Source organism: Stenotrophomonas sp. SMYL86 (genome assembly GCF_036320025.1).
Classification (GTDB): domain Bacteria; phylum Pseudomonadota; class Gammaproteobacteria; order Xanthomonadales; family Xanthomonadaceae; genus Stenotrophomonas; species Stenotrophomonas maltophilia_A.
The window spans coordinates 331235-354547 of sequence record NZ_JAWIRU010000001.1 but is presented as its reverse complement, the minus strand read 5'-3'; the positions used below and the strand labels follow the sequence as shown (position 1 = coordinate 354547).

Here is a 23313-nt window from a genome sequence, read left to right as displayed (position 1 = left end):
GGGCCCAGCCACGCGATCATCGATAGAGCATCAAACGCTGGCGGCCGACGTGCGCCGCCGGTACCGCTCCATCCAGTCCAGTGATGGGGCAATGCCGCCGAACGGGAAGAAGTGCGGGCTGACCGGGCCATGGGCGTCCGTCAGCCCACTCAGCAGGCGATCCATGAACACCTCCGGCCCTGCCGTTCCCAGCAGCCGGCCGATCGAGATGCCGTACCGCGCCAGCATCGATGCACTGGCACCCACGCCGCACATCGCGGCGTAGCGCGCCAGCCGCGCAATGCTGGCCGGGCCCGGCACGCCCACCAGTACCGGAACCGTGATGCCACGGGCGCGCAGCGCATCCAGCCAGGCCAGCACGATATCGGCATCGAAGGCGAACTGGGTGATGATCAGCGGTGCCATGCCTCTCGCCTCGATGGCCTGGCATTTGCGTTCCAACACGTGCCACCGGTCCTCGGCGGTCATCACCGGATGGCCTTCCGGATGCCCGCCGATGGCCACAACCTTGATGCCGTAACGCTCAAGAAGGCCGGTCTCGATGATCGAGGTACTGTCGGCAAACGGCCCTGCGGGCGCGGAAAGATCACCGGCGATCAGCAGGCACGTCTCGACCCCCGCTTCGCTGGCGGCGCGTTCCAGGAACCGCGCAAGCGCCGCACGCGACCCGATGCGGCGGGCAGAGAGATGCGGCATCGGCTCGAAGCCGAGTTCGCGCACCGTGCGCGCGGCCGCCAGCCGGGCGTCGTCGTCCTCGCTCGCCAGGTAAGGGATCGAGATCGTCGTTCCGGGGGCGATGCGGGCCGCTTCGGCGCGCAGTGCCGGCATGGCCTTGGCGCTCACTTCCAGAGAAAACGCGTCGATGAAGGCGTCCGCCCGCTGCGATCCAGGTGCGGGCATCAACGGGCTCCGCCTGCATTGCCGGCGATCGGCGTGCTGTTCCGCGCCAGCTCGACGAAGGCCTGCAGATAGTCGATACCCGTATCCGCCTCGCGCGCGCCCAGGTAGATCTGCTTGGGAATGCCCTTCGCCCCCAGGCGCACCGGCACCACGTCCATGCGCGCGGCATACTCCTCCACCAGCCAGCGCGGCATCGCGGCCACACCACGGCCGCTGGCCACCATCTGCATCATGATGTCGGTGGTTTCGATGGTCTTGTGGCGCCGCGGCGTGATGCCGGCCGGCAGCAGGAACTGGTTGTAGATATCCAGGCGCTCGAACGGTACCGGGTAGCTGATCAGCACTTCCTGGCCGAGCTGGCGCGGCTTTACGTGGTCCACCTTGGCCAGTGCATGGCCCTTGGCCACCACCAGCACCTGCTCGTAGTCAAAGACGGGCACGAACTTCAGACCCGGCTTCAGCAGCGGATCGGGCGTGACCAGCAGGTCGATCTCGTAGCCGAACAGCGCGCCGATGCCACCGAACTGGAACTTCTGCTTGACGTCCACATCCACGTCCGGCCAGGCGGCCAGGTACGGCGAGACGATCTTCAGCAGCCACTGGTAGCAGGGATGGCATTCCATGCCGATGCGCAGTGCGCCGCGCTCGCCCTGTGCGAACTGGCCCAGCCGCTCTTCGGCCAGGTCCAGCTGCGGCAGCACGCGGTTGGCCACCGCCAGCAGGTACTGCCCGGCCTGGGTCAGGCGCAGGCTGCGGCCTTCGCGCAACCAGACATCGGTGCCGAGCTGCTGCTCCAGCTTCTTCATGCTGTGGCTCAGGGCTGACTGGGTCAGGTTGAGTACGCCGGCGGCAGCGGTCAGCGAGCCCTGCTGCTCGACCTGCTGCACGATGCTGAGGTGGATCCGTTCCAGCATGACGATGAATCCCGCTCATGGATTGGTGAAGTAATACCATTTTACGTCATGGAAGGGCATGACTAGGATCGGGTCATGCCTTCGGTTGCCTGCCAGCCCGGTCACCTCGCCGGCCTGCAGGACTGCGCCCCCGCAGATTGCCCGAAGGAGCCCCTCCCCTGCTGAAAGCGAACAGATGACCCGCCCCCTCCGTATCGTCGCCGTTTCAGGCGGACTGCAGCGCCCCTCCAGGGCTGCAACCCTGGCCGAGTACCTGCTGGACCTGATCGGCGAGGACGTTCCCTGCGAGCCGCACCTGATCGAGCTGGGCGAACTGGCGCCGCAGCTGGCCGGTGCGCTGTGGCGCTCGCAGCTGCCCGAGGCTGTGGAGCGGCAGCTGGTGGCCGTTGAACAGGCAGACGTACTGGTGGTGGCCACGCCGGTCTACCGCGGTTCGTATACCGGCCTGTTCAAGCACTTCTTCGACTTCATCCACCAGGACGCACTGGTCGACACCCCCATCCTGCTGGCCGCCACCGGCGGCAGCGAGCGCCACGCACTGGTGATCGACCATCAGCTGCGGCCGCTCTTCAGCTTCTTCCAGGCGCGCACCCTGCCCCTGGGCGTGTACGCCACCGACCGCGATTTCGCCGAGGGCCGCGTGCACAACGAGGCCCTGATCCAGCGCGCACGGCTGGCGGTGCAGCGGGCGATGCCCCTGCTTGCCCTGTCCCATCGCGCAGTGCCTGCCACTGCCGAGACCGCTGCAGTCCTTTGAATGCCGAATGCCAGCGACCCGCATTCGGATGTCACCCCCGCAACCCGGAACGCCGCCCATGACGACCGAGAACTTCACCTTCAGCATCACGCGCATCCCTTTCAACGAGGACTACCAGCCCGCTGACGGCACGCGCATCACCACCAACTTCGCCAACCTGGCTCGCGGCGAGTCCCGCCAGGAGAACCTGCGCAACACGATCAGCATGATCAACAACCGCTTCAACGACCTGGCGCATTGGGACAACCCCAGCGCGGACCGCTACGCCGTTGAGCTGGACATCATCTCGGTGGAGATGCACATCGATGGCGATGAGGGCAGCGATCCGTTCCCGCTGATCGAGGTGCTGCGTCCGACCATTGTCGACACGCGTACCGGCGCTCGCACCGAGGGCATCGTCGGCAACAACTTCTCGTCCTATGTGCGTGACTACGATTTCAGCGTGGTACTGCCGGCCAGCAACGAGGGCAAGGCCACCTTCGGCATTCCGGAGGGCTTCGGTGATCTTCACGGCAAGCTGTTCCAGCACTTCCTGGAATCGGAGGCCTACCGCGCCAATTTCAGCAAGGGGCCGGTAATCTGCATCAGCGTCTCCAGCAGCAAGACCTACCATCGTACCGAGAACCACCATCCCATCCTGGGCGTGGAGTATCGCCAGGGCGAGTTCTCCCCCACCGACCAGTACTTCGACAAGATGGGCCTGCAGGTGCGCTATTTCATGCCGCCGGGCAGCGTCGCGCCGCTGGCGTTCTACTTCCAGGGCGACCTGCTGGGCGACTACTCGAACCTGGAACTGATCGGCACCATCAGCACGATGGAGGCATTCCAGAAGATCTACCGGCCGGAGATCTACAACGCCAATTCCGTGGCCGGCAAGGTCTATCAGCCCAGCCTGAAGCACCAGGACTACTCCTCCACCCGCATCGTCTACGACCGCGAAGAGCGCAGCCAGCTGGCGGTCAAGCAGGGCAAATTCACCGAAGAGCACTTCATCAAGCCGTACCGCGCCGTGCTTGAGCAGTGGGCTGCCCGCTGATTTACCGATTCTCCATTCGCCCCAGGACACAGAACGCAATGTCGACGAAGAAACTGCTCCCTACCTCCACCGCCGGCAGCCTGCCCAAGCCCTCCTGGCTGGCAGAGCCCGAAAAGCTCTGGTCGCCCTGGAAGCTGCAGGATGAAGGACTGACCGAAGGCAAGCAGGATGCCCTGCGCCTGTCCCTGCAGGAACAGCAGCACGCCGGCATCGATATCGTCAGCGACGGTGAGCAGACCCGGCAGCACTTCGTCACCACCTTCATCGAGCACCTCAGCGGCGTCGATTTCGAGAAGCGCGAAACCGTGCGCATCCGCAACCGCTACGACGCCAGCGTACCGACCGTGGTCGGCGCCGTGAGCCGCCCCAAGCCGGTGTTCGTGGAGGATGCGAAATTCCTGCGCCGGCAGACCACGCAACCGATCAAGTGGGCCCTGCCCGGCCCAATGACCATGATCGACACCCTGTACGACGCGCACTACAAGAGCCGCGAGAAGCTGGCCTGGGAATTCGCGAAGATCCTCAACGAGGAAGCGAAGGAGCTGGAAGCCGCTGGCGTCGACATCATCCAGTTCGATGAGCCGGCCTTCAACGTGTTCTTCGACGAAGTGAACGACTGGGGCGTGGCCGCACTGGAGCGCGCGATCGAAGGGCTGAAGTGCGAGACTGCCGTGCACATCTGCTACGGCTACGGCATCAAGGCCAACACCGACTGGAAGCAGACGCTGGGCTCGGAATGGCGCCAGTATGAAGAGTCGTTCCCGAAGCTGCAGACCTCCAACCTCGACATCATCTCGCTGGAATGCCACAACTCGCACGTGCCGATCGATCTGATCGAGCTGGTGCGCGGCAAGAAGGTGATGGTGGGCGCCATCGACGTGGCTTCCAGCACGGTGGAGACGGCTGAGGAAGTGGCCAACACCCTGCGCAAGGCGCTGCAGTTCGTGGATGCCGACAAGCTCTACCCGAGCACCAACTGCGGCATGGCGCCGCTGGCCCGTGACGTGGCACGGGGCAAGCTGCGTGCGCTCAGCGAAGGGGCCAGGATGGTGCGTGAGGAGCTCTCGGCGTAGTCGCTGAAAGAGATCAGCGTCCGGACCTCTATGCGGGGTCCGGACGCATCGGCACTCAGCGCTTGCGCGCGCGTCGCTCGGGGCACTCCTTCGGATCGAACAGATCGTAGGTCTGCTTGATGGCCAGATTGCGGATCGCCCTGCGGTTTCCCTGCGCTGCAGCCTCACAGGTCCAGTAGATATCCTCATCCTGGTCCTTGGGCACCCCACGCCCGATGGAGTACAGGTATCCCAGCTCGGCCTGTGCAGGCGCGTAGCCCGCCATTGCCGCCTTGCGATACAGGTCGGCGGATCGGGCCTCATCCTTCTCTACGCTGATACCCTTGGCATACATCAGGGCGAGCCTGGTCTGCGCCTCCACATCACCGCCATCGGCAGCCGCTGTGAATGCTTCAAGCGGGCCAAACGCGCCGGGCGTGTCCATCTCGGCACACCACACCTCGTTCTCCTTGCGATTCAGGCACAGCTCCAGACGGGCCTCCTTGACTCCCGCTAGGCCGAGCTCCTGCACGGCTGCCCTGGCATACCACTGCATGGCCTGGGCCTCGTCTTTCGTGAGGCCGGCGCGTCCCTTCTGATAGAGATTGGCAAGGCTGTACTGCCCGGCTGGCGAGCCGAGCTCAGCGGCTCGGCGGAGCCACAGGACAGCCTGGGCATCATCCTGCTGCGGGCCCAGGCCCTGCAGGTACATGATCCCGAGATCGGACTGTGCGTCCGCATTGCCCTGATCGGCAGCCTTGCGTACCCAGTGCAGGGCCTGAGCGGGATCCTTCGGCACGCCATTGCCTCGCAGATACAGCACACCCAGCATGGACTGTGCCGGCGCATAGCCCTGATCGGCCGCCTTGCGGTACCAGTCCGCTGCCTTCGCTGCGTCCCTGTCGACGCCTGCGCCGCGCAGATACCTGTCTCCAAGTTCATTCTGGGCTTCCGCGTTGCCGGCCTTCGCCGCAGCCATCACGCGATCCCGCTCGGCCGCGTTGTCATTGCCAAGTGCCGGCGTGCTGCAGGCCAGGGCAGCCAGCCCCGCACAGAGTGCAACGCGCCGCAGGGCGCCAATCCATTCTTCCGTGAACGTCTGCATTCTTGATCAACTCCAGATGGATGCCGCAGGTAGACCCGGCAGGTGCCTCGATCAGCAAGTGATCGAGGCTGGGGGCGGCATTATAGGTGCGCGCAGGACCACGTGGCCGAGGTTCTATCTGGGTAGCGGGCGTGCCTGCTCCTGCGCTCGCGACATCGCAGGGGTCCGTCTCAGCGCCAGCGCCTCCTTGATCCGGCCCATCTCACGCGACCCGGCCTCGGCCAGGCGGCGGGCCTGCTGCCGCTGCTCCCGCGTGAGCGCGGAAGGTGGTGGAGTACCGGCATCCAGCAGCCGCGCCACCGCATCGCGCAGCCGCAACTGCGGGCAGAGCCGGGCGGCGCACCAGCGTTCGGCGTAGCGCTTGGCCTGCCGCGCATTCGCGGCAGCCACCACCTTGGTCTGTGACATTTTCCGCGCGTCGAGGAACAGGCGGACACCGAGCACGGCATGCGGCACGACGTTGGCCACGCAGCGACCGTTCCACCACAGGTCCCAGCGGTCACCGCTCTGCACCCAGCCGGAGGGCCGGCGGGTCGTCATGAAATCGGGAGGGCTGGAGGGCGAATGCATGGCCGGAAGAATACGGTCGGCCGTCGCATGGACTGAGATTGCGGAGTGGCGCTGGCAACCTCACAACGCTTCTGCCGCAGCGAAGCCCTCTTTACCACTCTGGGCCGAGCAGTTTCTCCACCTCGGTTTCGAGCCTCTTGGCGGCTTCCTCCTGCGAGGCTACCTTGATGCACAGCCCGGACTGGGCAGGCCCGGGGGACAGCCGGTAACGGTTGATGGTGCCGCCGCCGTCGCCATCCAGTTCCACCCGGGCCACCAGGGTTCGGCCATTGGCGTTGAAGGTCCAGTCCTGGTATTCGAACATCGTTGAGTCCACCGCAACGCCTTGAATGGCTCCCACCTTATGCGGGGTGGTGGTGAAGAACGCCCGAAGAAAACGTTCGCGGAGCGTGCGTGCCAGCGGCACGCGGCACGCGGCAAGCAGACGAGCATGGACTGGGCTCCACAGCTCGGGCGCGGCTCACGGAGTATGATGCCGCCTTCCCCGAACTGCCGTGATTGCAGCGGGCGCGCTCCTGCGAGGTACGCGTCGGCGCCGCTGAGACACCCCGCCCGATGCTCGTTTCCTACTCCTCTTTCCTCATCTGGGCGGCCGTGGCCGTTGCCACCGTAGGCCTGCTGTTCCGGCCATTCCGCATTCCGGAGTACGTGTGGGCACTGGGGGCTGCCCTTCTGCTTCCGCTGCTGGGAGCGATGTCGGTCGGCACGACCTTGCACGCGGTGGCCGAGGGCCGCGATGTCTATCTGTTCCTGGTCGGCATGATGGTGCTGGCCGAGCTGGCCCGGCGCGAGGGCCTGTTCGACTGGCTGGCGTTGTACGCGGTCCGCCATGCGGGTGGCTCGGGACGACGCCTGTTCGACCTGGTGTTCCTGGTCGGCACGCTGGTCACCGTGTTCCTTTCCAACGATGCCACGGCGGTGGTGCTGACCCCGGCGGTCTACGCCGCCTGCAAGGCCGCCCGTGCCAACCCCCTGCCCTATCTGTTCGTCTGCGCCTTCATCGCCAATGCGGCCAGCTTCGTGCTGCCCATTTCCAACCCGGCTAACCTGGTGGTGTACGGCCAGCACATGCCACCCTTGATGCAGTGGCTGGCACAGTTCGCGATGCCGTCACTGGCCGCGATCGGTGCCACCTATCTGGTGCTGCGCTGGGTACATCGGCGCGAGATCGCGCAGCCGCTGGTGGCGGCGCCGGAGCATCGCCCGCTGACCGAAGCCGGGCGTCTGAGCGCGCTGGGCGTGCTGTTCACCGGCACCGTGCTGCTGGTGACGTCCGCACTGAATGGCCCGCTCGGCCTGGCCACGTTCTGCGCAGGCACGCTGAGCGTGGCAGTGGTGGCGATGCGCCAGCGGCGCAGTCCGTTGCCACTGCTGCGCCATGTGTCATGGGGCGTACTGCCGCTGGTGGCCGGCCTGTTCGTGTTGGTGGAAGCAGTGGCCCAGACCGGCGCCATCCAGTCAGCAGCCAGCGCGCTGCAGGCCGTTGCGCAGACTTCCCCGCACCAGGCCAGCTGGCTGGCCGGTGGCGCGGCCGCGCTGCTGAGCAACGTGGCCAACAATCTGCCGGTCGGCCTCGCCGCAGGCTCGCTGGGCCAGATGGCCGATCTGCCGGCACAGACCCGCGCCGCATTGCTGGTCGGCGTGGACCTGGGCCCCAACCTGTCGGTGACCGGCTCATTGGCCACGATGCTGTGGCTGGTGGCGCTGCGCCGCGAGGGCGAGCATGTCAGCGCGCTCGACTTCCTGCGCGTCGGTGCGCTGGTGATGCCGCCTGCGCTGATCGGGGCGCTGTTGCTGCTCTAGTCGGGCGCTGCCGGGCGCCACCCGGACTATGGGGTCTCGCTTGCAGCAATCTTCCCGACCAGGGCATCGATCGCCGCTTCCATGGCATGCGCGGTCTGGTCGCCACTCTGGTTGGTGATCACGAAGATGCCCAGATCGTGCTCGGGCATGATGTAGATGTAGCACTGTGAGCGCGGTACGCCACCGTGGTGGGCATAGTAGACGCCCTTCTGGCGATCGCCGGCGACGATGTTCCAGAAGTAGCCGATGCTGAACTCGTCGTCGAATCTGGCCAGGGCGCGATGCGATTCCTTTACCACCGGCCCATTGGCCAGTTGGAACTGAAGGTACTTCACCATGTCCGGGACGGTTGCTTTGACGTTTCCGGAAGCGCCCCATGGCAACTGCGGCATCGGCGTGGTCGGTACGGGGTTGTCGCTGTGATAGCCGGCCGCCAACCGCGGCGCTTCGGCATCATCCAGCCTGATCCGGAGGCCGGTCATCGCCGCGGAGTCGCTGAAGAAGCCACGCAGCAGTGATGCGTAGTCGGTCTTGTAGGCCACCTCCAGAACATGCGCCGCCAGCTCGGTCCCTGCGCTGGAGTAGGCGTATTCCTTGCCTGGCATCCGCGGGATCTGCACGGCGTGCAGGTCCCGGAGGAAATCCGTCTTGCCGTAGTGCGCGTAGAGCGCATTGAGTTCGCCCGGCGTGCGGTGATCGGTAAAGTCCTCCAGTACCGTGTTCGCGCGCTCCGGCAGCATGTTCGGCAGGCCACTGGTGTGCGACAGCAGGTGGCGGACGCGGATGGGTTGGCCCTGGTACTGCAGGTTGGGATAGTCGCCCTGCAGGTACGTGCGAACGTCATCCTCCAGGCCCACCCTGCCTTCCAGCACCGCATTGGCCATCAAGGTGCCGGCCAGCGTCTTGCTCAGTGAGCCGATCTCATAGAGCGTGGCATCGGTCGGCGCGCCGGCTGTACCGGCCACCATGTCGCCGCGATGGCGGATGAAGGTCCTGCCCCGGTACATCACGCCAATGGAGGCCGAGTGCAGCAAGGGCTGCTCGATCAGGGTCTGCGCAACCTCGTCGATCTCTGCCCCCGGTTCCTTCGATGGCGCCTTCCCGCCCGTGCATCCGGCACCAAGGAGTACGACGGACACGACGAAGGCATGAAACCAACGTCTGTTTCGAACGGTCATCGAAGTGGCTTCCATGCGTTGGCGCTTGAAGGGCGATCAGGAAAGAGCGCTCACGATAGCCGATTGTGGAGACGAAAACGCTGGCTGCGGAGCGCCTCCTGGCCCTAAGCATCGCCCCCGAGATCAATCACCCGGTCAGTCGGGCTCACGATGCCTCGCCGATGGGTGATGGCCACCACGGTTACATCATTCGCCAGTGCGCGGATGTGGTCCATGATCTCGCGTTCAGTGGCTTCATCCAGGGCAGAGCTTGCCTCGTCCAGGAACAGGATCGCCGGCTCGCCATACAGTGCACGGGCAATCGCGATGCGTTGGCGTTCACCGCCAGACAACTTCAGGCCGCGCTCGCCCACCGTGGTTTCCAGCCCCTCGGGCAGCGCCTCGATCAACGGCAGGATCGCAGCCTTGCGTGCGGCACGCTGCAGCCGATCATCATCGCGTGCGCGCCCCAACAGGATGTTGTCGGCCAGGCTTTCGTTGAGCAGGATGACATCCTGCGGAACCACCGCGACAGCGGCATGCCAGGCCGCACGGTCGATCCGGGACAGGTCAAGGCCATCGACCAGGATCCGGCCACGCTGGGGATCGATCGATTTCAGGGCGAGCTTGAACAGCGTCGACTTCCCTGCCCCGGTCGGCCCGATCAGGAAATTGATGCCGCCACGTTCGGCCTCGAAGGACACATCGCTTACCCCGCGACCGTTGCCATAGCGGTGGCTGACCTGCTGGAACTCCAGGCCACCGCTTTCCCCGGCGAAGCGCTGGGCATCGGCCACCTGCTGCTCCTCGGGCGCCGCCCACAAGGTGGAAAGCGGAGCCAGCATGCTCCACGAGCGCGCGACGTCATCGATCGAACGGGCGATCATCTCGAACGGCATGTTGAGCTGGAGCAGCAGCAGATTGAACAGGACGATGTCGCCGACGCTCAGACCGCCGCTCTGGTAGCGCGGCAGCAACAGATGGAAGGTAACGATGAACTCGACCGCCAGGCTGATGCCCAGCAGCGCAATGAAGCCGATCCGCTGCAGTACGTAGGCGCGCCAGCTGTCGCGCACCTCCTGGGCCTTCTGCTCGAAGCGCTGCACCATCCAGGCGCTGCCGCCGAACTGGCGCAGCGTCTCCATGGCATTCATGGCATTGCCGACGAAGCGCGCGTTCTGCTGGCCGGCCTCGACCGCAGCTTCGCGATGGATGCGTGCGCGCCGGGTAGCGATGGCGGAAAGCGTGACGGCTACCGTGCCGTAGGCCAGCACGATGGCCACCACCTGCAGGTTGATCAACGCACCCAGCGTTATCAGCGTCAGCAGGATCTGCAGCGCACTGGGAATGAAGGCCACCAGCCCCAGCTGCACCACGATCTTCAGCGCGCCACGGCCTTTCTCCCCTGCCACCTGCAGCTCGGCGGCGTTGTAGTCCAGGAAGAAACTGTTGGTCTTCTTCAGCAGGCGGGCGAAGTAGCGGGTACTGGTGATGAAGCCGAGGTTCTCGCCGCTGAGGAACGACAGGTACTGCACCGTGTTCTGCACGGCGCTGCCCGCGCCCAGGATGATGGCGTAGAGCAGGAATCCCCACGCCAGGGCACTGGCCCCGTCGATAGGCAACCGGTCGATCAGGCGCGAGAAAAGGTACGGCGCAGCAACGCTGGCCAGGCTGGACAGCACGACACTGCTGGCGATGAGCAGCAGCAGCCTGCGGTCAGCCTTCCAGTACGCGCCCAGGATTTCAGCGACGGGCGGCGGAACAGCAGTCTTCTTCATCGGCCTTGTTCCGGCGTGGACTCCACCCTTGAATGATATGCTATAACATATCCATTCAGGGGCGACGTCGCCACGTCGCAGGCCACTTTCGGATGGGATCGATGGACCGGGGAATGACGAACGTATCCGCTGCCATGCCACGCGCGCTCATGGCCCTCAGTATTGCCGCTGCACTGCTGGCCAGCCTGCCCGCACTGGCCCAGAACCCCGGCGATGCCCGGCGTTCGCGGGCCGCAGGCGTAGCACCCGAGGGGCCGACCGCCACCCTGGACAAGGTGCTGGTGGTCGGCAGCAACATCCGCGATGCCATTGGCGGTGGCGCCTCGCCGATCATCGTGATCGACAAGGAGGCCATCGACCGCACCGGCGTGGCCACCGTGCAGCAGCTGTTCGAGAAACTGCCGCAGAACTTCGGCGGTGGCGCCAATGGTGCCAACGTCGCCAACCTTGGCGTCGACCGCGATACCGGCAACAACTTCGGCCAGGGCACCGCCATCAACCTGCGCGGTCTGGGAACCGGCACCACGTTGACCCTGATCAACGGCCACCGCGTGACCTCGTCGAACCGCTACCAGTACGTGGATGTCTCGCTGATACCGCTGAGTGCGGTGGAACGCGTGGAGATCCTCACCGATGGTGCCTCGGCCATCTATGGCACCGATGCGGTCGGCGGTGTGGTCAACATCATCCTGCGCCGCGACTTCATCGGGTATGAGACCGCTGTGCGTTACGGCGCCGTGACCACCGGCGGCATGGAGGAACACCAGGCCTCGCAGTCGGCAGGCTGGTCGTGGGATGGTGGCCATGTGCTGGCCAGCTACGAGTTCCTGAAGCAGAGCAACCTGCCGGCGGTGGACAAGGATTTCTCGAAGAACGTGCAGGTCAAGCCGTACGACCTCTACCCCGGTTCGAAGCGCCACAGCCTGTACGTGGACGGCGTGCAGCAGCTCAGCGATGTGCTGACCCTGAACGTGACCGGCTCGTTCGCCAAGCGCGAGATGGACACCACCATTTCCGGCACGGCCGACGAAACCCGGTTGTTCCCGCACACGCGCCAGTTCGACCTGTTCGCCGGCCTGACACTGGACCTTCCGCGTCAGTGGCAGGCGCGCCTGGATTCGGGGTTCGGCAGGAGCGATGTGTCCTATCAGCGCACCACCATCACCGGCAGCTCGGCCAGTACGGCGCCGCCCACCAATACCAACTCCGAATCGCGTTACCTGGACCTGGTCGCCGACGGTGAGCTGTTCAGCCTGCCCGCCGGTGGGGTTCGCGCGGCATTCGGCGCGGGCTACCGCCGCGATGGCTATGAACTGATCGATCACCGCGGCCTGGAAAAGCCGCTCGACCTGCAGCGCACCGTGAGATCCGCCTTTGCCGAGCTCAACGTTCCGCTGCTGAAGGATCTGCCGGGCGTGCGCAGCCTGTCCTTCACTGCGGCAGCGCGCTATGACGATTACAGCGATTTCGGTTCCACGCTGAATCCCAAGCTCGGCCTGCTGTGGGAGGCGACCCAGGGGCTTTCGTTCCGTACCAGCTATGGTCGTTCCTACCGGGCGCCGGTGTACCAGGACATGCAGTTGAACAACACCGTGGTGGTGGCGAACGTGCCCAACCCGAGTGCAGCCAATGGCAACACCATCCTGATGATGCTCTCCAATGGCAATCCCGATCTGGGCCCCGAACGGGCCAAGACCTGGACCGGCGGTTTCTCGTTCGCGCCGCCGTCGCTGCCGGGGCTCAAGATCGATGCGAACTACTACCACATCGAATACGCCGACCGTATCGGCAGCGGCTTCGGCGGCAGCTTCCCGTCGCTGTTCCTGCAGTCCACCGCACCTTACGCAGACATCCTGACCACCAATCCCACGCAGCAGCAGATCCAGCAGGCACGCCAGCTGGGCGTATCGGGGCTGGGCCTGTTCGTCTCGCGCGTGGGACCGTATGCGTTGCCGCCAGGCATGGACGAAACCAACAGCCAGGTGATCCTCGACAACCGCTTCCGCAACAACGCCTTCACCCGGCAGCGTGGTGTCGACTTCAGCGGATCCTATGGCTTCGATGCCGGCCAGACCCACATCGGGCTGAACCTGGCCGGGCAGTACATCATCGAGTCGAAGCGGCGCGTGACCAGTACGTCGCCCGAGGTGGATGCGGTGAATTCGGTGTACTACCCGGTGGACCTCAAGATGCGCGGTGGCATCGCGCTGAGCCGGCAGCAGGCCGCGGCGGGGATCTTCGTGAACTACGTGGACAGTTATCGCGACCCCGCCAATGTCGCCCGGCCCCACGTCAGCTCCTGGACGACCGTAGATCTGAACCTCGCCTACCACTTCGGTGCATCGGCGGACCCGCAGCGTGGCACCTCGCTTGCGTTCAACGTGCAGAACCTGCTCGACCGGGATCCGCCGTTCATCGTCAACAGCATCAACACCGGCTACGACCCCACCAATGCGACAGCGCTGGGCCGCTTCCTGTCCATGTCGCTGACCCACCGCTGGTAAGCCGCCATGCGCGCCGAAGCCCCTGCCTTGTCCCGGTCCGTCATGGCCATCCAGCAGGCGTTTGCTGTTGCGGCAACCCAGCTCACGTTGATGTGGCGCGAGCGGCGCGTGCTGTGGCTCGCCCTTGCCCTGTTGCTGATTGCGGGAGCATCGGTGCTCAGTGGTGCTGCACGCCTGACCCTGCAGGCGCAGGAGCGCCAGGCAATGAGCGAGGAAGAGGCGCGGCTCTGGGACAGCCAGGGCACAATCGACCCGCATAGCGCCGCACATGTGGGGCGTGCCATTGCTGCCCCTGTGCGGCCACTGGCTGCACTGGACCCGGGGCTGACGGACTACCTCGGAACCTCGGTGTTCATCGAGGGCCACGCGCAGAACCCGGCCCGGCACCGTGCCGTGGATGGTGGCACCGCACTCAGCCGTTTCGAGGGTTTCTCTGCGGCGTGGGCGCTGCAGGTGGTGGCGCCGCTGCTGATCATCCTGGCCGGGTTCGCCACACTGTCCGGCGATGTGGCCCGCGAGACGCTGCGCCAGGAACTCGGCACCGGCGCCTCGGCCGGCGTGCTGATCTGTGGACGCTTGATTGCCCTGGCGACCGCCTCGTTGCTGCTGGTGATGGCCATGCTGCTGATCAGTCTTCCGGGGCTGTCCATCCAGTACGGCGACGCCACGGATCTTGCCGCCCTGCTCGCACTGGCGGCCGCCTACCTGCTCTATCTGCTGGTGTTCTGTGCACTTACCGTGGGGGTGTCGGCACTTGCCGGCTCGGCACGGACGTCACTGGTCGTGCTGCTCGGCTTCTGGGTGGTGTCCACACTGCTGCTGCCGAGGGTGGCGCCTGCGGTTGCCGAATCCCTGTACCCGACCCCTTCGGCACCGGCGTTCAGGACCGGCGTGACCGAAGAAGCGGAGAACGGCGCGGATGGCCATGACCCGGCCGACAAACGCCTTGATGCCCTGCGCACGGCGTTGATGGCGCGCTACCGGGTCGACAGCGTTGACGACCTGCCGCTGAACTTCCGCGGTGTGGCGCTGGAGTTTGCCGAGGCCAACTCGACGCGCGTCTACAACCGCCATTTCGATCGCCTGCATGCCACCTACCAGCAGCAGGACGCCACCCAGCGCCTGTTTGGTCTTGCCTCGCCAACGCTGGCGCTGCAGTCCTGGTCGCGCGCCTTCGCCGGCACGGATTTCCCGGCGCATCTGGCGTTCCTGCGCGGCGTGGAGGACTACCGCTATCGGTTGATCCAGGCACTCAACCAGGAAGTGAAACTGCACAAGGCACCACAAGGCGGGAAGCACGTGGCCGACATCGCCGGCATCACCCGTTCAGTGCACTACCGGCCACCGCAACAGACCCTGGCCGGTACCGCTACCGCGCAGCGCGGAAATCTCGTCATTCTGCTGGTCTGGCTGATGCTGGGTTGCGTGGTGGTGCTCATCTCCGCTCGGAAGCTGGGGAGATCGCCATGAACGTTGTATCGATTGCCCGCTATGAGATCCGCCGATTGCTGCGCGATCGAGCGCTGCCGGTGCTGCTTGTCCTGCTGCTCGGGCTGGGTGCCTACGCCGCGTGGAACGGCCGCGCATGGGTGGACCAGCGGGAGGCGGCCATCGCCCTGATCAAGCAGGAAGAACAACAGACGAAGGAACGCAGCCGGGCATTCGTCGGCAAGGCGCCCTCGGTGCTGCCCCGCGCCCAGCCGGTGCTTGCGCCTGCCGCCATGGCACCGCTGTCGATCGGCCAGGCAGACGCCTACCCCTACACCGCCGATGTGGTCGCGCTGGGCGATCCGACCCAGCTGCTCAAGCACGTTTGGGCCGACATCGGCAATCCAGCGGCACGGGCTGCGGGACGGTTCGACCTCGCCTTCGTCATCGTCTTCCTGCTGCCGTTGGTCATTCTCGTGGCCACCCACGATCTGTGGTCCCGTGAGCGCGAGCGCGGCATCGCGGCGCTGGTGCTGTCACAGCCGGTGTCGGCAACGCGCCTGCTGATGGTCAAGGTGCTGGCCCGTGGCCTGATGGTGCTGCTGCCCGCACTGGCCATCCTCCTGGCGGTGACGATCGGGGCCGGCGCGCGCAGTCCTGCGGGCCTGGCCATGCTGGCCCTGACCGTCCTCCTGTACGGCGCGTTCTGGCTGGCCCTTGCACTGCTGATCGGCTGCCTTGCCCGGCGCACCACCGAGGCGGCCATCGCCGCCGGCGCGCTGTGGCTGCTGATCGTGGTCATGGCGCCGTCGCTGGCGCTGGCCACGGTGAATCTGATCGCGCCGCCGCCGTCACAGATGCAGTTCGCCACCGAAGTAAAGGCGATGCAGTCCGACATCGCCACGCGCCAGCGGCGCGAGCATGCGACGTCGGCGCCAGTGAATTCGCCGTCCCCCGTCATCTCCGACACTGTGCGCCAGGCCTACGCCGATCGGGTTGCAGCTGACCGGGAACTGGAACGCCTGATCGCCTCGCATGCGCAGGCCGAGGCCGCACATCGCCAGGTTCTGGACAAGGTGCGGCTGCTGCTGCCGGCCGTCGCGACACAGGACGCGCTCGACCGCATCGCAGGCTCGGATGCCGACCGCGCGCTCGACTTCCAGGGGCAGGTCCACTCCTTCTGGCAGGCGCGGCGGCTGTTGCACAAGGCCTATCTGGATCGTGACGCGCCGCAGACCTTCGAAGAGTACGACACCCTGCCCCGCTTCCAGTTCCACGAAACAGCCGGCGTCGCCCAACGCGGTGTCCTGGCCGATCTCGCCGCACTGATCATTGCCACCCTGCTTGTCCTGCTTGCAGCCGGTGCATTGCGCAGCCGGCTGACAACGCCCTGAGGAGACGTCCACATGCTGTCTGCAAAAAGCCTGGTCATGGAACACGGTGCACATCGGGCGCTGGATGACGTCAGCTTCAAGGTGAAGCCCGGCGAGATCTTCTGCCTGCTGGGCGCCAACGGCGCCGGCAAGTCGACCACCATCAAGCTGTTCCTTGGCTTTCTGAAACCCACCTCCGGTGCGGCCGAAGTGGACGGTCTCAGTGCGCACCAGCAGCCGCAGGAGGTACGCCGGCGGCTGCTGTACATCCCCGAGACCGTGGCGCTGTACGACGAGCTGACCGGCTACGAGAATCTGGACTACTTCGCCCGCCTGGCCGGTGTCGAGGAACGCTCGCCAGCGCGGTTGAAGGACGCACTCAGGTCCGCCGGCCTGGCGACCGACGCATTCGGGCGACGCGTGGGCCTCTATTCCAAGGGCATGCGGCAGAAGGTCGGCATCGCACTGGCCATCGTCAAGGAAGCCAGCGCCCTGTTGCTGGATGAACCCACCTCGGGCCTGGACCCAACGGCGTCAGCCGAATTCCATGAGTTGATCGTGCGGGAACGCGATCGCGGCACGGCGATCCTGATGGCCACCCACGATCTGTTCCGTGCCCGGGAAGTGGCGACCACGATCGGCCTGATGCGGGCCGGCCGCCTGCGCAGGACGCTTGATGCCAGCACGATCACCGCGAACGATCTTGAGAGCCTGTACCTGGAAGAAATGAGCCGCAGCGCCTAGGCCACGGCGGCCGCCTGCGCGCCACGCTGGCCGGACCAGCGCCGCAGCCACGCTTCGATGTTGATCTGCGGGCCGAAGATGCCGAGCACCTGCGACGAGTGGTCCGGGCTGACCTGCTGGATGCCCGCATCGGCCAGCGCGCTGTCGAGATAGCCGCGCCTGGCCAGCATACCGTCAACCAGCAGATTCCTGATGAACTGCTGGTGCCCCTGGGTGACCACCACGGAATGATCATCCAGATAGGATTTCACCTTCCGCGACAGCAGCACCTCCGGCAACAGGCCTTTCATTGCACGCCGCGCGATGGTGCGGTCTTCCGCGTCCGCGATGAGCAGGTGCAGCGGAATGCGCGCGAACAGTTCGACAAGCGGCTGCGCACTGATCGGCGATACGCCATGCCAGTGGCCTGCACCTTCGAAGGGATCAAGGACGCTGGTCGGAAACACCATGCGGCCGATATGGGCCAGCTTGTAGGGTGATACGTGATGGCCCTGCGCCTGCGCATGCCGCAACCAGGCCGGCTGCAGGCCATCCTGTTCGGCGCGGTCCACCCGCACCCATGGGCAGGGTTTGCCCCAACGGCCATTGATGCTGCCTGGCCGCTTGAGCAGACCATGGACCATCGCATCCTTCAGCACGCCGTACAGTGAATCGCCGGACTGCGCGGTTTCGAAGGCGACGCGGAAGAAAACCCGGTCGATGCCGCGCCGCCAGGCGTAGTCGATCGCAGCGGCATTGCCCTTGAAACGCAGGAACACCGCATCACCGCCAACGCCGGTGAACTGCACTGTGTCACCGTCGAAGGCCACGTCACGGCGGTGGAGAAGATAGCCGGAACAATGCGCCGGCCGGGCTGTACGCGGGAAGGTCATGATCTCTTCCAGCGCGCAGTGAGGTTGCCTTCGATACTCGATGTATTCGCAACGCCTGCCCGAGGAATCACTGGCCCCTTGCACTGCCATCCGCGCGAACAGCCGTTCGTCGGCGCCGATGCCATCATCGTAGTGGTGGACACACGTCACCTCCGGTGCCGACGGCGCCTGCAACAGGCCGGCCAGGATGATCGAGGAATCCAGACCGCCCGACAGCTGCAGCTGGATGCGCCGGTGCGGGCTGGCCAGTGCACCGATGCAGCCCAGCAGCGTGGAACGCGCCAGCGACACGGCTTGCTGAAGATCTTCGATCGGCGCGTCGCGGGCCAGCCGCACCACGTCCCACTGGCAGTGCCGGCCCACCGGCTCTCCATCGCGGATTGAAACCGCTTCACCCGCTTCGACCGCCGTGACCTCCTCGAAGCCGGTATGCAGGCCATCACGAAACGGGTACAGCAGCGAGTACGACAGGAAGGACCAGTCAACGCTGAATTCGCGCAGACCCAGCATCAGGCAGTCTTCCATGTTGGAGAAGACCAGCGTCAACTGGCCCACCGTGGTCATATAGCACGGGATCTCCGCAGTGGGATCGCGCAGGACGAACCAGCTCGACGTTTCCTGCTGGAAGCCGAACGCCACGTAGCGGCCCCAGTAGTGTTCTACGATGCTGCGGCCCTGGCTGCTGCAGGCGGCGTCCGCTGTGGCGGGATCCAGGTTCACGCAGCAAGGCACTTTGCCTTCGCCGAACGTCTTGTGGAACAGCTTGCCCAGTACCACCAGCGCGTTCGAGCGATTGCATTCGAAATAGCCGTGGTTGTCGCTCTGCACATGGATCGCCGCGCCGTTGTCGTTCAACACGCAGGCGATGCCGGGCAGCCTGGCGCCGATCCTTTCCACGATGCGTTCCGCCTGCGCCGTCGCGGATTCCGAGTGGGTGTTCCAGAGCACGGCAATGTATCGGTACATGGCAGGTTTCGTTACAGCACCAGGATGGGAACCATCCGGCGCAGGTTGAAGGGAATGTCGGTCAACACCTGATCGCCGTGCTGCAGCCAGCAATGCGCGGCGAACGGCTGGGTTCTGACGGCGAACACCCAGGCCGGAACGATGCCGTAGTTCGACAGGAATCCGCGCATCGCCAGGCAGTAGAGAAAGCACTCATCGGTTTTCCTGAAGGCCAGGGGCCGAAGCCAGTCGAACACCCGCACCCGCAGGGCCAGTTCTTCAGCGCCTACCGGCCGGCTGTGGCCGCGATCCGCCCGACGGCGCACGGCCGACACCGTGGAACTGAAAGGAAGGAACGTTCTGCTGCAGGCGGCATAGGCGCACGAGGCGATGAATCGACGCAGGTCACGCGCCACGATTGGTGGACGGCCACGCGGCGCGCCTTCGCGCGCCCAGTACCGAGGCAGCGCAATGGCAGGGCTGGCAGCGGATTTCCCCTGCTGCGGATCCGCGGTGATCAGGCGGCGGTCGATCAATGCCTGCAGAAGCCTGGGCGTGCTTGCGTCATCGGACTGCAGGGGCCAATCGAGAACGAGCTTGCCAAGGCCTGCGGCGCCGCGTTTTTCAAGGGAGAGATACTTTCCCGTGGCCTGGTCCAGAATCACCATCGCATCGCCGGTGACACAGACGTGGGCGTGCTTTGACAGGAAATACGGGGCGGCAGCCTGCTCCATCATGCGCTCCTGCGCCGGAACCGGAGAAGCGGTGCATGCAGGGCATGCACCGCAGATGCGACATTGCGCGACAGATCAGGGCGACGTGGTCGGGAACACGCCATCCCACAACGTGCCGTGGTTGTGCGCCTTCGTTTCCGAAACCACCGAGCCCAGCTCGATCAGTTCGCCACCCATGCCCTGATCCTCAGGGTTCTGCTGTCCTGCCACTACACCCAGCTCAATCAGCTCGTTCATGAACATCTCCTATCGTCAGTGGATGTACCCGCGCATTGCGTTGGATCGCGTTGCATTGGATACGGAGCAGCCAAGCCACCATCGCCGCGACATTGCAGGGCGATTGCCGCCAAGGCACCTGAATGTTACGATATAACATATTATTTTGGCGTGACGAATGACGCCAGCGGGCCGTTGTAGATACGACCTACGAGAGGCGAGAGGGATGAGTAGCGAGATCAGAGACGACGGCCTGGATCCCACGCTTCTGCTGAAGGGGATGTTTCCCCTGCCGAAGTTCATCCGTTTCGTACGGGAGCGTTGCCCACCGGGACGCTTCGACGAGGCTGCGCTGGTGGAGGAATGGCGGACGGCACGTGCCGAGGTGCTGAGGCTGCAGCAGGAGGAAGCCGGTGAGGCCGACGCCATCAATGTCCATGCGTTGCCGGATGAGATGCTGCCGCTGGCTGAGCAGGCGCTGCGGCAACCCTCGATGCACCGCATGACGAGTGTTTTGCCACGCAGTTGGCAGATGGTCGAGATCGATCGACTGGTGATCTTCCAGGAGTGCATCAACCTGCGTCACATCGACCAGTTGGCGGCGTCCCTGACCGCCTCGCCCACCGCGCAGGAGGTCATGCAGCTTGTCGCGCGCAGCGGCGGCCATGCACATCCGGAAGTGCGCTTCACCCAGTCCGATGGCAGCTACACCTTCGCGTCCACCTCGAACGACCTGCGCTTCCTCGATGTGGCGACCCTCGATCCGGCTGCCATCACCGACTACGAGCCGTTCGGCGCAGCCAGCCACGCCGTCGTCATCTATCTGGGTTTCAGTGACAACCTGATCAGCGCCACCCGGTTTGGCAAGCGCATGGTGCTGACCAATGGCTCCCACCGCCTGTACCTGCTGCGCCGGCTCGGGTTCCGCCATGCGCCCTGCCTCGTCACCGATGCCTCCGACAGCGACCTCAGCGAGGTTCTGCTGCCGGCGGCGGTCAAGCAGGATCGCGGATTCTACCTGTCTTCCCCGCGTCCGCCGCTGTTCAAGGACTATGTCGATCCTCGCCTGACCTGCGTCGTGCCGGTCACCCGCAAGCACTACGCTCTGAGGGCCAAGCTCGACCTGCAGAGGATCACGGTTCCGGCGCTGTAATCCTGTGCCGAACCCTCCCCTCCCTGGGGCCACGTCGACAGAGATGGCCGGATTGGTGAATCACCTGGCGGAACTGTCGAATGACGCCTGCGGGCTTGCCGCATACGCTTCCCATCCTCAACAAGAGAGGATGTCAGCGTGATTGAACAGCCACGGACCACCGAAACCACAGGAAAGGACGCGCCGATCGTCCATGTCCTGATGGGACTGATCTGTGTCTGGCACAGGCGCGAAGCGGTGTCGGCACGCGATGACGAGTAAGCGCCGCCGTACTGCCCGGCGTAGCTCTGAGTCGTAGGTCCGGCGTGGAGATTTCGATTGCGGGGCTGAGCGAGGTTGGGCCCGACTATCCGGACCGTGTCGATATTCCGGTGATGGTGCTTGGGCTGGACCCCATTCCAGATGCCTGGCAGATGCCCTTCCATGCGCACCGGAAGGCACAGCTGCTGGTTGCCACGCGCGGCTTGATCATGCTGGAGACTGCAGCCGGCCTGTGGGTGGTTCTCCCACAGGGTGCGATCTGGATTCCCGGTGGCCTGTCCCATCGGGCCAGCAGCAGTGGGCGGCCGCACGGGTTCGTGGTGTTCGTGGAACCCGGTGTGGTGCCGGGGCTGCCGACGCACTGCGCTGCAATGGCGATCACCCCGTTCATGCAGGCCCTGCTGGAGCGGGCGTCCGCCCTTCCCGGGCACTACGAGCCCGGCAGCGCGCAGGACCGCCTGATGGCCGTGTTCCTGGATGAGCTGATCGCCGCGCCACCGGAGTGGCTCCATCTGCCCATGCCATCCGATGCAAGGTTGCGCCGGCTTGCCAACGCAATGCTGGACACGCCAGCCGAACGGGCAACACTTGAAGTCTGGGCGAGCCGGATTGGAATGAGCGAGCGCAACATGTCGCGCCTGTTCTCTGGAGAAACCGGTTTAAGCGTAAGGCGCTGGCGCAGGCAGTTGCATGTTGTGGTCGCGCTACCGCTGCTGGCCAAAGGCAGGACAGTACAGGCCGTTGCGGACCACCTGGGCTATGACAGTGCCGGAGCGTTCGTGACCATGTTCCGCAAGACCGTGGGTGCGCCGCCCAAGCGTTTCCTGGCGGAGCGAGGCACTCGGCAGCGGGCATCGGACGCCGACGATCAGCGGCCGCAGGAGCCACGTTGACGGATGCGGGAGCGCGTGGCTCCCGCACCGGCAAGGATTGTCCTTCCTCTCAGCGCTGGTAGTCCTTCAGGAACAACCAGGTGATCAGCGTGGCATCCGGTCCCTTCGGGTCGGTGAACGGCAGGCCGGACTGGCTGCCGCTCCACGCATGGCCCATGCCCTGCACCACATAGTGCTGCACCAGCGTCCTGCCACCGTAGGCGTAGGTATCCACTGTATACGCACGTCCACCCGGCACCTGGCCGTGATAGGTGCTGGTCGGCAGGTACTTCACCGAGTCGTTGTCCAGGCCGTCGTCGGCCAGATCATTGGTCTGCAGGAACTGGCGCACGGCCTGCTGCCCGTTGACCGGATTGACGGTGAGATCGGCGCTGCCATGGAACACCAGCACCGGGATCGGACGCGGTGACGGCGAGCCCGAACACTGCCAGGCCAGCCGGCCATTGCTGTCCGGCGAATAGATGCTGCCGGCCAGCAACGCATAGGCGCTACCGGAAATCGTGGTCGCACCCTTGAACATGCCGCCGGAATGGATGGCGCCGGCGGCGAACACATCCGAGTAGCAGGCCAGCATGATCGAAGTCATCGCACCGCCCGCGGAAATGCCAGTGACGTAGACCCGATGTGGATCGACGCTGTAACCGGACTTCACCTTGTCCACGATGCCAGCCAGGATCGAGGCCTCGCCGCTGTCGCGGGCCTGGTTGATCGGCAGCTGCCAGTTCCAGCAGCGGGCCGGATTGGAGGTGACGTTTTGCCGGGGGTAGACCACGATGAACCCCTCCGTGTCGGCCACATCGTTGAAGCCGGAGGCCTCGCCCATCAGGTTCGGCCCGGTCACACAGCCGTGCAGCACCAGCAGCAGGGGCAGTGGCTGGGCCGCGTCGTAGCCGGCCGGCACCCAGACCTGGTACTCGCGGGCGCCGAACAGATTGCCGTACAGGCCGATATCCCAATGACCGGCCGGGCCAGCGGCAACCGCGCTGCCCGCCATCGCCAGCCAGCTGCACAACACCAGCAGTACCGCCTTGATCGAATCGATTCCGGATTTCATGGCCAGATCCTCGTGCGTGAGTCGTGGATGAAGGAGTACCGGGGACCGCTTCCGGTTGGGGGCG

Annotated in this window: 21 protein-coding genes; 10 read left to right on the top strand and 11 right to left on the bottom strand. The window is 65.3% G+C overall.

Translation table 11 applies throughout. The features are described 5' to 3' along the window. Positions 1–30: 30 nt before the first annotated feature. Both V3B64_RS01565 and V3B64_RS01560 read right to left on the bottom strand, forming a co-directional pair. Positions 31–900 carry a methylenetetrahydrofolate reductase gene (locus V3B64_RS01565; RefSeq protein ID WP_329913461.1) on the bottom strand — a complete coding sequence of 290 codons (870 nt, stop codon included), beginning with the start codon at positions 898–900 and terminating at the stop codon, positions 31–33. Beyond that, positions 900–1814, bottom strand: coding sequence for a LysR family transcriptional regulator (locus V3B64_RS01560; RefSeq protein ID WP_032127269.1), 915 nt, complete (start codon positions 1812–1814; stop codon positions 900–902). Before V3B64_RS01560 ends, V3B64_RS01565 begins: the two co-directional genes overlap by 1 nt. Positions 1815–1989: 175 nt before the next feature. Between V3B64_RS01560 and msuE the strand changes: the two genes are divergently transcribed. From msuE to V3B64_RS01545, 3 genes are read left to right on the top strand one after another with little or no spacing between them, the layout of a single operon-like run. Continuing rightward, positions 1990–2571 carry an FMN reductase gene (msuE, locus tag V3B64_RS01555; protein WP_329913460.1) on the top strand — a complete coding sequence of 194 codons (582 nt, stop codon included), beginning with the start codon at positions 1990–1992 and terminating at the stop codon, positions 2569–2571. A 58-nt stretch (positions 2572–2629) separates the two neighbouring features. Continuing rightward, positions 2630–3607: a DUF1852 domain-containing protein gene (locus V3B64_RS01550; protein ID WP_329913459.1), complete on the top strand. Its 978-nt coding sequence runs from the start codon at positions 2630–2632 to the stop codon at positions 3605–3607. Between the two features lie 38 nt (positions 3608–3645). After that, the gene (locus tag V3B64_RS01545; protein ID WP_329913458.1) at positions 3646–4680 is read left to right on the top strand and encodes a methionine synthase; all 1035 of its coding nucleotides are present in this window, start codon (positions 3646–3648) and stop codon (positions 4678–4680) included. A 55-nt stretch (positions 4681–4735) separates the two neighbouring features. On the opposite strand, the gene V3B64_RS01540 is transcribed toward V3B64_RS01545, so the two are convergent. The 3 genes from V3B64_RS01540 to V3B64_RS01530 form a co-directional block, all read right to left on the bottom strand. Continuing rightward, a complete protein-coding gene (locus V3B64_RS01540; protein ID WP_329913457.1) occupies positions 4736–5764 on the bottom strand; it encodes a tetratricopeptide repeat protein in 1029 nt (342 codons plus the stop codon). A gap of 114 nt (positions 5765–5878) precedes the next feature. Further along, positions 5879–6334 (bottom strand): hypothetical protein, encoded by a 456-nt coding sequence (locus tag V3B64_RS01535; RefSeq protein WP_164160391.1) that lies wholly within the window; start codon positions 6332–6334, stop codon positions 5879–5881. Between the two features lie 91 nt (positions 6335–6425). Further along, positions 6426–6638, bottom strand: coding sequence for a hypothetical protein (locus tag V3B64_RS01530; protein WP_121503314.1), 213 nt, complete (start codon positions 6636–6638; stop codon positions 6426–6428). Positions 6639–6889: 251 nt separating this feature from the next. Between V3B64_RS01530 and V3B64_RS01525 the strand changes: the two genes are divergently transcribed. After that, positions 6890–8137 carry an arsenic transporter gene (locus V3B64_RS01525; RefSeq protein ID WP_329913456.1) on the top strand — a complete coding sequence of 416 codons (1248 nt, stop codon included), beginning with the start codon at positions 6890–6892 and terminating at the stop codon, positions 8135–8137. A gap of 26 nt (positions 8138–8163) precedes the next feature. Here V3B64_RS01525 and V3B64_RS01520 read toward each other — a convergent pair whose 3' ends face one another. Then, positions 8164–9315 (bottom strand): serine hydrolase domain-containing protein, encoded by a 1152-nt coding sequence (locus tag V3B64_RS01520; RefSeq protein WP_329913455.1) that lies wholly within the window; start codon positions 9313–9315, stop codon positions 8164–8166. A 104-nt stretch (positions 9316–9419) separates the two neighbouring features. Continuing rightward, complete coding sequence (locus V3B64_RS01515; protein WP_329913454.1) at positions 9420–11072, bottom strand: ABC transporter ATP-binding protein; 1653 nt, start codon at positions 11070–11072, stop codon at positions 9420–9422. A gap of 113 nt (positions 11073–11185) precedes the next feature. Here V3B64_RS01515 and V3B64_RS01510 point away from each other — a divergent pair, with 113 nt between their 5' ends. The 4 genes from V3B64_RS01510 to V3B64_RS01495 are packed head-to-tail and all read left to right on the top strand — an operon-like array spanning position 11186 to position 17121. Then, the gene (locus tag V3B64_RS01510; protein ID WP_329913453.1) at positions 11186–13576 is read left to right on the top strand and encodes a TonB-dependent receptor; all 2391 of its coding nucleotides are present in this window, start codon (positions 11186–11188) and stop codon (positions 13574–13576) included. Between the two features lie 27 nt (positions 13577–13603). Continuing rightward, positions 13604–15046, top strand: coding sequence for a DUF3526 domain-containing protein (locus V3B64_RS01505; RefSeq protein ID WP_329913452.1), 1443 nt, complete (start codon positions 13604–13606; stop codon positions 15044–15046). Continuing rightward, positions 15043–16398: an ABC transporter permease subunit gene (locus V3B64_RS01500; RefSeq protein ID WP_329913451.1), complete on the top strand. Its 1356-nt coding sequence runs from the start codon at positions 15043–15045 to the stop codon at positions 16396–16398. Before V3B64_RS01505 ends, V3B64_RS01500 begins: the two co-directional genes overlap by 4 nt. A gap of 12 nt (positions 16399–16410) precedes the next feature. Then, positions 16411–17121, top strand: coding sequence for an ABC transporter ATP-binding protein (locus tag V3B64_RS01495; RefSeq protein WP_329913450.1), 711 nt, complete (start codon positions 16411–16413; stop codon positions 17119–17121). Here V3B64_RS01495 and V3B64_RS01490 read toward each other — a convergent pair. The 3 genes from V3B64_RS01490 to V3B64_RS01480 all read right to left on the bottom strand — a co-directional run bounded on the left by V3B64_RS01490 (position 17118) and on the right by V3B64_RS01480 (position 19909). Further along, on the bottom strand, positions 17118–18959 hold the full coding sequence (locus V3B64_RS01490) for an asparagine synthase-related protein (protein ID WP_329913449.1): 1842 nt from the start codon (positions 18957–18959) through the stop codon (positions 17118–17120). The two genes, V3B64_RS01495 and V3B64_RS01490, sit on opposite strands and share 4 nt — an antisense overlap. 11 nt (positions 18960–18970) lie before the next feature. Then, on the bottom strand, positions 18971–19672 hold the full coding sequence (locus V3B64_RS01485) for a lasso peptide biosynthesis B2 protein (protein ID WP_182266094.1): 702 nt from the start codon (positions 19670–19672) through the stop codon (positions 18971–18973). A gap of 75 nt (positions 19673–19747) precedes the next feature. Beyond that, positions 19748–19909, bottom strand: a complete 162-nt coding sequence (locus V3B64_RS01480; protein WP_162292259.1) for a hypothetical protein — start codon at positions 19907–19909, stop codon at positions 19748–19750. Between the two features lie 205 nt (positions 19910–20114). Between V3B64_RS01480 and V3B64_RS01475 the strand changes: the two genes are divergently transcribed. Together V3B64_RS01475 and V3B64_RS01470 are read left to right on the top strand one after the other, a co-directional pair. Continuing rightward, entirely contained in the window at positions 20115–21041 is a 927-nt protein-coding gene (locus tag V3B64_RS01475; protein ID WP_329913448.1) for a hypothetical protein, read from the top strand. Between the two features lie 374 nt (positions 21042–21415). Further along, the gene (locus V3B64_RS01470) at positions 21416–22195 is read left to right on the top strand and encodes a helix-turn-helix transcriptional regulator (protein ID WP_329913447.1); all 780 of its coding nucleotides are present in this window, start codon (positions 21416–21418) and stop codon (positions 22193–22195) included. A 49-nt stretch (positions 22196–22244) separates the two neighbouring features. Here V3B64_RS01470 and V3B64_RS01465 read toward each other — a convergent pair whose 3' ends face one another. Then, positions 22245–23249, bottom strand: a complete 1005-nt coding sequence (locus V3B64_RS01465) for a PHB depolymerase family esterase (RefSeq protein WP_329913446.1) — start codon at positions 23247–23249, stop codon at positions 22245–22247. Between the last annotated feature and the right edge of the window lie 64 nt (positions 23250–23313).

Coding starts and splice junctions, on each gene's coding strand:
- V3B64_RS01565 (WP_329913461.1), bottom strand. CDS start 900: ATGCCCGCACCTGGATCGCAGCGGGCGGACGCCTTCATCGACGCGTTT.
- V3B64_RS01560 (WP_032127269.1), bottom strand. CDS start 1,814: ATGCTGGAACGGATCCACCTCAGCATCGTGCAGCAGGTCGAGCAGCAG.
- msuE (WP_329913460.1), top strand. CDS start 1,990: ATGACCCGCCCCCTCCGTATCGTCGCCGTTTCAGGCGGACTGCAGCGC.
- V3B64_RS01550 (WP_329913459.1), top strand. CDS start 2,630: ATGACGACCGAGAACTTCACCTTCAGCATCACGCGCATCCCTTTCAAC.
- V3B64_RS01545 (WP_329913458.1), top strand. CDS start 3,646: ATGTCGACGAAGAAACTGCTCCCTACCTCCACCGCCGGCAGCCTGCCC.
- V3B64_RS01540 (WP_329913457.1), bottom strand. CDS start 5,764: ATGCAGACGTTCACGGAAGAATGGATTGGCGCCCTGCGGCGCGTTGCA.
- V3B64_RS01535 (WP_164160391.1), bottom strand. CDS start 6,334: ATGCATTCGCCCTCCAGCCCTCCCGATTTCATGACGACCCGCCGGCCC.
- V3B64_RS01530 (WP_121503314.1), bottom strand. CDS start 6,638: ATGTTCGAATACCAGGACTGGACCTTCAACGCCAATGGCCGAACCCTG.
- V3B64_RS01525 (WP_329913456.1), top strand. CDS start 6,890: ATGCTCGTTTCCTACTCCTCTTTCCTCATCTGGGCGGCCGTGGCCGTT.
- V3B64_RS01520 (WP_329913455.1), bottom strand. CDS start 9,315: ATGACCGTTCGAAACAGACGTTGGTTTCATGCCTTCGTCGTGTCCGTC.
- V3B64_RS01515 (WP_329913454.1), bottom strand. CDS start 11,072: ATGAAGAAGACTGCTGTTCCGCCGCCCGTCGCTGAAATCCTGGGCGCG.
- V3B64_RS01510 (WP_329913453.1), top strand. CDS start 11,186: ATGACGAACGTATCCGCTGCCATGCCACGCGCGCTCATGGCCCTCAGT.
- V3B64_RS01500 (WP_329913451.1), top strand. CDS start 15,043: ATGAACGTTGTATCGATTGCCCGCTATGAGATCCGCCGATTGCTGCGC.
- V3B64_RS01495 (WP_329913450.1), top strand. CDS start 16,411: ATGCTGTCTGCAAAAAGCCTGGTCATGGAACACGGTGCACATCGGGCG.
- V3B64_RS01490 (WP_329913449.1), bottom strand. CDS start 18,959: ATGTACCGATACATTGCCGTGCTCTGGAACACCCACTCGGAATCCGCG.
- V3B64_RS01485 (WP_182266094.1), bottom strand. CDS start 19,672: ATGGAGCAGGCTGCCGCCCCGTATTTCCTGTCAAAGCACGCCCACGTC.
- V3B64_RS01480 (WP_162292259.1), bottom strand. CDS start 19,909: ATGAACGAGCTGATTGAGCTGGGTGTAGTGGCAGGACAGCAGAACCCT.
- V3B64_RS01475 (WP_329913448.1), top strand. CDS start 20,115: ATGAGTAGCGAGATCAGAGACGACGGCCTGGATCCCACGCTTCTGCTG.
- V3B64_RS01470 (WP_329913447.1), top strand. CDS start 21,416: ATGGTGCTTGGGCTGGACCCCATTCCAGATGCCTGGCAGATGCCCTTC.
- V3B64_RS01465 (WP_329913446.1), bottom strand. CDS start 23,249: ATGAAATCCGGAATCGATTCGATCAAGGCGGTACTGCTGGTGTTGTGC.